The 7317-nt window shown below is 63.2% G+C and carries 11 protein-coding genes; 8 read left to right on the top strand and 3 right to left on the bottom strand.

Features of this window, described 5'->3' with window-relative positions; translation table 11 throughout:
* The first annotated feature begins 1 nt into the window (after position 1).
* The 3 genes from DBR23_RS24685 to efp all read left to right on the top strand — a co-directional run bounded on the left by DBR23_RS24685 (position 2) and on the right by efp (position 2732).
* Positions 2 to 898 carry a LysR family transcriptional regulator gene (locus tag DBR23_RS24685; RefSeq protein WP_056064190.1) on the top strand — a complete coding sequence of 299 codons (897 nt, stop codon included), beginning with the start codon at positions 2 to 4 and terminating at the stop codon, positions 896 to 898.
* Positions 895 to 2037 (top strand): elongation factor P maturation arginine rhamnosyltransferase EarP, encoded by a 1143-nt coding sequence (gene earP / locus DBR23_RS24690; RefSeq protein ID WP_108499885.1) that lies wholly within the window; start codon positions 895 to 897, stop codon positions 2035 to 2037. The genes DBR23_RS24685 and earP overlap by 4 nt, the downstream gene beginning before the upstream one ends.
* A gap of 140 nt (positions 2038 to 2177) precedes the next feature.
* Positions 2178 to 2732, top strand: coding sequence for an elongation factor P (gene efp / locus DBR23_RS24695; protein WP_008906801.1), 555 nt, complete (start codon positions 2178 to 2180; stop codon positions 2730 to 2732).
* A 139-nt stretch (positions 2733 to 2871) separates the two neighbouring features.
* Here the strand turns inward: efp and rimO are convergent, their stop codons facing one another.
* Complete coding sequence (rimO, locus tag DBR23_RS24700; protein ID WP_108499886.1) at positions 2872 to 4263, bottom strand: 30S ribosomal protein S12 methylthiotransferase RimO; 1392 nt, start codon at positions 4261 to 4263, stop codon at positions 2872 to 2874.
* A 179-nt stretch (positions 4264 to 4442) separates the two neighbouring features.
* Positions 4443 to 5003, bottom strand: a complete 561-nt coding sequence (phaR, locus tag DBR23_RS24705) for a polyhydroxyalkanoate synthesis repressor PhaR (RefSeq protein ID WP_056746647.1) — start codon at positions 5001 to 5003, stop codon at positions 4443 to 4445.
* A 418-nt stretch (positions 5004 to 5421) separates the two neighbouring features.
* On the opposite strand from phaR, the gene DBR23_RS24710 reads away from it, so the two are divergent.
* From DBR23_RS24710 to DBR23_RS29790, 5 genes are all read left to right on the top strand, one after another.
* Entirely contained in the window at positions 5422 to 5613 is a 192-nt protein-coding gene (locus DBR23_RS24710; protein WP_146191438.1) for a hypothetical protein, read from the top strand.
* 250 nt (positions 5614 to 5863) lie between these two features.
* Positions 5864 to 6094 carry a hypothetical protein gene (locus DBR23_RS24720; protein ID WP_108499889.1) on the top strand — a complete coding sequence of 77 codons (231 nt, stop codon included), beginning with the start codon at positions 5864 to 5866 and terminating at the stop codon, positions 6092 to 6094.
* Between the two features lie 9 nt (positions 6095 to 6103).
* On the top strand, positions 6104 to 6403 hold the full coding sequence (locus tag DBR23_RS24725) for a hypothetical protein (RefSeq protein ID WP_108499890.1): 300 nt from the start codon (positions 6104 to 6106) through the stop codon (positions 6401 to 6403).
* Between the two features lie 2 nt (positions 6404 to 6405).
* Positions 6406 to 6699: a hypothetical protein gene (locus DBR23_RS24730; protein WP_108499891.1), complete on the top strand. Its 294-nt coding sequence runs from the start codon at positions 6406 to 6408 to the stop codon at positions 6697 to 6699.
* The gene (locus tag DBR23_RS29790; RefSeq protein ID WP_158276494.1) at positions 6696 to 6833 is read left to right on the top strand and encodes a hypothetical protein; all 138 of its coding nucleotides are present in this window, start codon (positions 6696 to 6698) and stop codon (positions 6831 to 6833) included. Before DBR23_RS24730 ends, DBR23_RS29790 begins: the two co-directional genes overlap by 4 nt.
* Before the next feature lie 171 nt (positions 6834 to 7004).
* Here DBR23_RS29790 and DBR23_RS24735 read toward each other — a convergent pair.
* On the bottom strand, positions 7005 to 7317 hold a 313-nt coding region (locus DBR23_RS24735; protein ID WP_233250725.1), incomplete at its 5' end, for a hypothetical protein.

The raw sequence follows: 7317 nt of genomic DNA on the forward strand, positions 1-7317 counted from the left end.
CATGAAACTCGACCCCGTCTCCCTGCGCCTGTTTGTGGCCGTGATGGAAGAAAGCACCATCGCTGCCGCCGCCGCGCGCGAGCACCTGGCCGCCTCGGCCGTGAGCCGCCGCCTGGCCGACCTGGAAGACGCGTTGCACGTGGCCCTGTTCACCCGCAGCAACAAGGGCACCGAGCCCACGGCTGCCGCATTTGCCCTGCTGAACCTGGCGCGCGGCGTACTGAATGACCTGGACGGCATTGCCACCCAGATGCGCGAATATGGCACCGGAGTGCGCGGCCACGTGCGCGTGGTGGCCAACATCTCGGCCATCACGCAGTTTTTGCCAGGGGAACTGCAGAGCTTTCTGGCACAACACCCGCAGGTGGACGTGCGGCTGCAGGAGCAGATCAGCAGCGCGATTGCGCATTCCGTGGCCGAGAACGCGGCCGACGTAGGCATCCTGAACGAAGGCCACTACGGCGAGCGGGTGACGCTGCTGCCCTACCGCACCGACGAGCTCGTGCTGGTGGTACCCACCGGCCATGCGCTGGCGCGGCGCAAGTCCGTGCGGCTGGCAGACGCCCTGCCCTATGACTTTGTGGGCGCGCACCCCAACAGCGCCATCAACAACCAGCTCACCCGTGCATCCGCCGAGGCTGGCCTGCCGCTTCGACTGCGCATGCAAGTCACCAGCTACGACGCGCTGTGCCTCATGGTCAACGCCGGGCTGGGTGTGGGCGTGATGCCGCGCGGCAGTGCGCGGCTGTACCAGGGCGCGCTGCAGATCCGCACCGTCACCCTGAACGAGCCCTGGGCCCACCGCCGCCTGTCGCTGTGCGTGCGGTCGGAAGAATCCCTCTCCACCGTGGCCCGGCTACTGGTGGACCACTTGCGCACGCAGCCTGCCACACCATGACCCCCGACCGCCAGCCCCTGCAGTGGGATGTGTTCTGCCGCGTGATCGACAACTTTGGCGACATTGGCGTGTGCTGGCGTCTGGTGGCGCAGCTGGCCGCACTGGGCCACCGCGTACGCCTGTGGGTGGACGACGCCTCGGCGCTGCAATGGATGGCCCCTGGGGGCTGCCCCGGGGTGGAGGTGCGGCCCTGGGGTGCGCCGCCGCCGGGCCCCAACGAGCCGCCACCCGATGTGATGGTGGAGGCCTTCGGCTGCGATATTGCTCCTGAATTCATAGCGTATAGCGCACATTCCACTAGCGCTTCTAGCCAAAATCGCTCCAAACCTGTCTGGATCAACCTGGAATACCTGTCTGCAGAGGCCTACGTCGCACGCACCCACCGCCTTCCGTCCCCCATCCTGTCCGGCCCGGCATCGGGGTGGACGCGCTGGTTTTTCTACCCCGGCTTCACCACAGACACCGGCGGCCTCCTGCGCGAACCCCATCTGATGGCGCGGCGCGAGGCTTTTGACCGCAGCGCCTGGCGCACGGAGCACCGGGCACTGTTTGTCAGGGGCGAAGAAGCACCAGGCAGCCGCTGGGTGTCGCTGTTCTGCTACGAGCCCCCGGCGCTGGCCCACCTGCTGCAACAGTGTGCGCTGCAACCCACCGAGCTGCTTGTCACGCCTGGCCGCCCGGCTGCTGCTGTGCGGGCGACACTGGCCGAGCCCTCCGGGAACGAAGGAGGTCCGCAAGCGCATGACCAGCGGGGGCTGCTCTCCTTGTCCTACCTTCCCCACCGCCCCCAGCCAGCGTTTGATGAGATGCTGTGGGCCTGCGACTTCAATGCGGTGCGGGGCGAGGACTCGCTGGTGCGTGCGCTGTGGGCGGGTCAGGCCTTTGTCTGGCAGATCTACCCGCAGCACGACAACGCCCACCACGACAAGCTCTGGGCCTTTCTGGACTGGCTGCAGGCCCCTGCGTCACTGCGGCAGTTCCACGCGACCTGGAACGGGCTGGACGGCGCGCCGCTGCAATGGCCGGACGACAACACACTGGCAGAGTGGACCGCCTGCACCCGGGCTGCCCGTGCGCGCCTGCTGACGCAGGACAACCTCGTCGCACAACTTTTGGGCTTTGTCGCCGAAAAACGGTAAAATCCGAGGCTTTGCGCAAATCAGGTGCGGCATGTCAGTGCCTGCTCCCAGCGCACTTTCGCCGCAGAACATGCACCGGCGCGCAAACCAGATGGTTTGCCAGCCCGCGCGTTGAGCGGCCCCAACCCAAGCAACTTGCTATGAAAATCGCTCAAGAAATCCGCGCCGGCAACGTCATCATGCACGGCAAGGACCCCATGGTGGTCCTGAAGACCGAATACGCCCGCGGCGGCCGCGGTGCAGCCACCGTGCGCATGAAGCTCAAGAGCCTGATCGGCAACTTCGGCACCGAAGTCGTGTTCAAGGCCGACGACAAGATCGACAACGTGATCCTGGACAAGAAGGAGTGCACCTACTCCTACTTTGCCGACCCCATGTACGTGTGCATGGACACCGAGTACAACCAGTACGAAGTGGAAGCCGAAAACATGGGCGACTCGCTGAACTACCTGGAAGACGGCATGACCGTGGAAGTGGTGTTCTATGACGGCAAGGCCATCTCGGTCGAACTGCCCACCAGCGTCGAGCGCGAAATCACCTGGACGGAACCCGCCGTCAAGGGCGACACCTCCGGCAAGGTCATGAAGCCTGCCAAGATCGCCACCGGCTTCGAAGTGCCCGTGCCCCTGTTCGTCAGCCAAGGCGACAAGATCGAAATCGACACCCGCACTGGCGAATACCGCAAGCGCGTATAAGGGCGGCAAGGGCTTGCTGCCCTCTCTCCCTCCCAGGAGATCCCCCAAAGAAAAAGGCTTCCCTCGGGAAGCCTTTTTTTATGATTCAGAGCCAATGCGCTAGTTCTGCATGGGTCTAACGCTATGAATTAAATTGCAATCAGATAGGTTGCGCCACCAGGTCGTGTCCCTGCACGCCCACGATACGTGCCTTGGTGAACTCCCCCACCTTGAGCTGCTTGCTGATCTTCTCGGGCGGCAGCAGCTGCACGGTGCCGTCGATCTCGGGCGCATCCGCATAAGTGCGGCCCACACCCCCCTTGCGGCCCAGGGCAGGGGCATGGTCCACCAGCACCTGCATGGTGGCCCCCAGCCGGCGCTGCAGTCTGGCGATAGAGACCTCTTCCGCCACCGCCATGAAGCGGGCACGGCGCTCTTCGCGCACTTCCATCGGCAGCATGCCGGGCAGCTCGTTGGCCGCAGCACCATTCACATCGCTGTAGGCAAAGCAGCCCGCACGGTCAATCTGCGCCTCGCGCACGAAGTCGAGCAGGTGCTGGAACTCTTCTTCCGTCTCGCCCGGAAAGCCCGCAATGAAGGTGCTGCGGATGACCAGCTCGGGGCAGGCTTCGCGCCAGCGCAGGATGCGCTCCAGGTTGCGCTCGCCGCTGGCGGGGCGCTTCATGCGCTTCAGGACGTCAGGGTGGCTGTGCTGGAAAGGCACGTCCAGGTACGGCAGCACCTTGCCCGTGGCCATGAGTGGGATCACTTCGTCCACGCTAGGGTACGGGTACACATAGTGCAGGCGCACCCAGGCGCCATAGGGCTCGGCAATCTCGCCCAGCGTCTGCACCAGCTCCAGCATGCGGGTCTTGACAGGCTTGCCATCCCAGAAGCCCGTGCGGTACTTCACGTCCACGCCATAGGCCGAGGTGTCCTGGCTGATCACCAGCAACTCTTTCACACCACCTTCAAACAAGGCCTTGGCCTCGCTCAGCACGTCGCCAATGGGGCGTGACACCAGATCGCCGCGCATGGACGGGATGATGCAGAAGGTACAACGGTGGTTGCAGCCTTCGCTGATCTTGAGGTAAGCGTAATGCTTGGGCGTGAGCTTGATGCCCGCGATGCCGAAGCTGCCGGGCACCAGGTCCACGAAGGGGTCGTGGGGCTTGGGCAGGTTCAGGTGGACCGCATCCATCACCTCTTGCGTGGCATGGGGCCCGGTCACGGCCAGCACGCTGGGGTGCATCTGGCGCACCATGTTGCCGCCATCGTCACCCGTGCGGGCGCCCAGGCAGCCGGTGACGATGACCTTGCCGTTCTCGGCCAAGGCTTCGCCAATGGTGTCCAAGCTTTCTTTCACGGCATCGTCGATGAAGCCGCAGGTGTTGACGATGACCAGGTCAGCGCCCTGGAAGGTCTTGGAGGTTTCGTAACCCTCGGCGCTCAACTGCGTGAGGATCAGCTCGGAATCGGTCAGCGCCTTGGGGCATCCCAGGCTGACGAATCCGACTTTGGGTGTTTTGGTGGGGGCAATTGCTTCGCTCATATCCCCGTATTGTCCCAGTTCCGGCGTTGAGCGGTCAGGATGGCCGATTCATCGCAAGGTTTGCCACCTGCCGCAACCTGCGCAACCGGTGCTGCACCAGCCCGCAGCCACCATTCAAAGGCCGCACCACCGCTCTAGCGGCGCCGCCCGGGCGCAAGGCGCCGCAGGCGCCTCGGCGGCTATCTTTTCAGTCCAAATGCGCCCAGCATCTGCTCCGTCTGCTTTTGCATCTGCTCCTGCATCTGGGCCAGCATGGTCTGCGACTGCTCGACATAGTTGCCCATCATGCCCTTGAGCATGGGCGACTGCAGGCTCATGAACTGCGCCCACATCTCGGGCGTCACGCTTTGGGACTGCTCAGCTAGCTTGGTCTGCACGTCGGTAAAGGCCTGGACGTTCTTCTCCAGGTACGCGCCCATGAACCCCTGCATGGCATGGCCGTAGAACCGGATGATGTTGGCCAGCACCGCCTCGGTGAACATCGGGGCGCCGCCAGCCTCCTCTTCCAAAATGATCTGCAGCAGGATGCTGCGTGTGAGGTCTTCGCCCGTCTTGGCGTCGCGCACCACCACGTTCTGGTGGTCCATCACCAGCTGGCGCACCTCGGCCAGGGTGATGTAGGTGGAGGTGTCTGTGTCGTACAGACGGCGGTTGGGGTACTTCTTGATGACGCGCTGGGTCGATTTGGACGCAGCGGTTTTCGGTTCGGACACAACGAACTCCTCGGGCTCAAAACCCATGTATTGCAGTGCAGCACATTCTAGGGAGACTGCTGCGCCGCTGCGGCAAAGGAATACCCTGAGGACGCAGGACAACCGAGTGTCGCGCGTGTGACTGATAGGTCCTGCGCTGTGTGTCGTGGCGCTTCCTGCACCACACACCACAGCCCGGCAACAGCGCGTGAAGCAAAAACAAAAAAGCCACCTTACGGTGGCTTGCTGCATGAACACCGCTTGCGGTGTTGTTGCCAAGTTTTTTTGAACTGAAAGCTGGTTTCTTTCAGAAAAACTTGGTAGGCGCGATTGGACTCGAACCAACGACCCCCACCATGTCAAGGTGATCGACATCGCCCCGCAGCCCGCATGGAGCCTTGATTCGAACATGACTATGACATCTAACTATGACAAGTATATCCGCCCGGAGGTGTGGCCAGTCTCTGTGGACACAGTCTCAAGCGTGCATTTCGGCGCGCGGCACTCGGGCGGGAGGATCGAGGTCCGGGCCTGGGGCAGCCCACCTGGCATGCCGCCGCGCCTGTATGTCTTGGACGTCGTGCCGGAGTACGAAGCTCCTCACGCTGTGCAGGCCATCGCCGAGTACGTCATGGCCTGCCGCAAGCTGGTCGGGTGACTGCGATGGTCGACTACAGCCAATACATCCGCCCAGAGGTGTGGCCAATACCTGCAACGGACATAGGGTACATGTTTGAAAGGCGCTACCTTCTAGACGACATGTGCGAAATCAGGTGCGTGGGCGAATTGGGCACACCCGGCGTCGGGAGGGTATTCGTCCTCGACATCGTGCCGTGCGAACACATCCGCGGCGTCATCGATGCGATCGTCATGTATCGCACGGCCTGCTCTAAACTGATCGGATGACCATGACCGCCTACGACATCATCGCCCAGCTGAAGATGGCGCCGGACCAGTACCTTGAGGCCCGCGTGTTCAACCCACGCCACATCGGCGAGGCAAAGTTCATCACCCTGCGCGTGGAGCCCCTGCGCTTCGTGCAGAAGAGCGAGTCCTTCCGCGTACCAAGTCCCGGTGCCAACCAGCTCGCCAACGAGCTCAACACCATTTTCGCCGCCTCCCGTGCGCTCACCACCTGAAAGGGATCTATGGAACTCATCAAGCTCGTCCGCTTCATCATGTTCATCGTCTGGGTCGCGGTCGGCGGGTACATCTTGTACGCCACGGCTTCGCACCCGGGGCTGGTCGTCGGCGTCACGGCAGCTGCAGCGCTTGGCCCATACCTGCGCCCGTGGCCGCTCGGCGCCGCGCTCACCTGGGCGGGCGCCTGCGGCATGGCCCTGCTCATCACGGGCGACAGCCGGATGCTCGAGCTGGGTCTATTCGGCGCACCAGTGGTGCTGGTTGTGTTCGCTCTGATCCGGTTCCTCACACCCAAGAGGGCCTGACCATGTATGCCAACTTTCTGCTCGGCAACCTGCGCGTCACACCGGCGGCCAAGATCAAGCTCAAGCGCATCCCGCTGGACCTGGTCGCGCGTCACGCAGTCAACGATCACGGCAACATCACCGCGCGAGAGGCCAAGCTCAACGCGCTGGCCTTGAAGCGCACCGGCACGATCATGTCGCGCTATCTCATCGACCCCACCGATCCGAAGCAGGGGTCTGTGGTGGTCATCACCCACGAGACCTGGGACGACACCGTCGTCCAGCTCGAAGACGAACCAGAGGACGACGACCAATGACCACCTTCTTCACCATCGCCCGCCTGCTCCGCGCCGCCTACAAGGCGCTGCGTGCAGCTGTAGGCATCCTTCTCGTCGCCCACGGCACCTACCAGTGGGCCAAGAAGAAACGCGCGGCGGCCCTCGCCGCCTAATCTTTACCTACTTACGTTCTTATACTTATATTTCTATTCTTTCGAAAGAAAATAATTTATATAAGTACGGAGTAGAAAGAGATCCTAAATAGAAGTTTGCGGACAGACCGCAAGACTGAAAGGCGCCAGTGGCGCCTTTTCTTTTTGCTCCGCAGGTTATGGGGCGCGGGTTCAGCGCAGCGCCTGAGCGTACAGCCCGTGCGCCGGCAACGCCTTGACTGTCGTCTCGCTCAGCGGGTCGCGCAGTGCGTCGATGGCCTGCTCCACACCAGGCCCGGCCAGCGAGAACATGTCGGCCTGCGCATCCACCCCCAGCTGTGCAGCGCCCAGCAGACCCGCGCGCTGCACACCGTGCATCACCCAGTCGCCCGCGTCGTAGCCCTTCATGTACGCGGGCAGCTCACCGCCGCCTTGGATCAGGCCCTTGGTGATGTCCGCAGCGATCATGGTCGGGATGTACCAGACGAACGCCCCCATGGGGGCG

Origin of the sequence: Acidovorax sp. HMWF018 (genome assembly GCF_003061035.1) — a bacterium.
Classification (GTDB): domain Bacteria; phylum Pseudomonadota; class Gammaproteobacteria; order Burkholderiales; family Burkholderiaceae_C; genus Acidovorax; species Acidovorax delafieldii.

Coding starts and splice junctions, on each gene's coding strand:
- efp (WP_008906801.1), top strand. CDS start 2,178: ATGAAAATCGCTCAAGAAATCCGCGCCGGCAACGTCATCATGCACGGC.
- DBR23_RS24725 (WP_108499890.1), top strand. CDS start 6,104: ATGGAACTCATCAAGCTCGTCCGCTTCATCATGTTCATCGTCTGGGTC.
- DBR23_RS29790 (WP_158276494.1), top strand. CDS start 6,696: ATGACCACCTTCTTCACCATCGCCCGCCTGCTCCGCGCCGCCTACAAG.
- DBR23_RS24685 (WP_056064190.1), top strand. CDS start 2: ATGAAACTCGACCCCGTCTCCCTGCGCCTGTTTGTGGCCGTGATGGAA.
- DBR23_RS24730 (WP_108499891.1), top strand. CDS start 6,406: ATGTATGCCAACTTTCTGCTCGGCAACCTGCGCGTCACACCGGCGGCC.
- rimO (WP_108499886.1), bottom strand. CDS start 4,263: ATGAGCGAAGCAATTGCCCCCACCAAAACACCCAAAGTCGGATTCGTC.
- DBR23_RS24720 (WP_108499889.1), top strand. CDS start 5,864: ATGACCGCCTACGACATCATCGCCCAGCTGAAGATGGCGCCGGACCAG.
- phaR (WP_056746647.1), bottom strand. CDS start 5,003: ATGGGTTTTGAGCCCGAGGAGTTCGTTGTGTCCGAACCGAAAACCGCT.
- earP (WP_108499885.1), top strand. CDS start 895: ATGACCCCCGACCGCCAGCCCCTGCAGTGGGATGTGTTCTGCCGCGTG.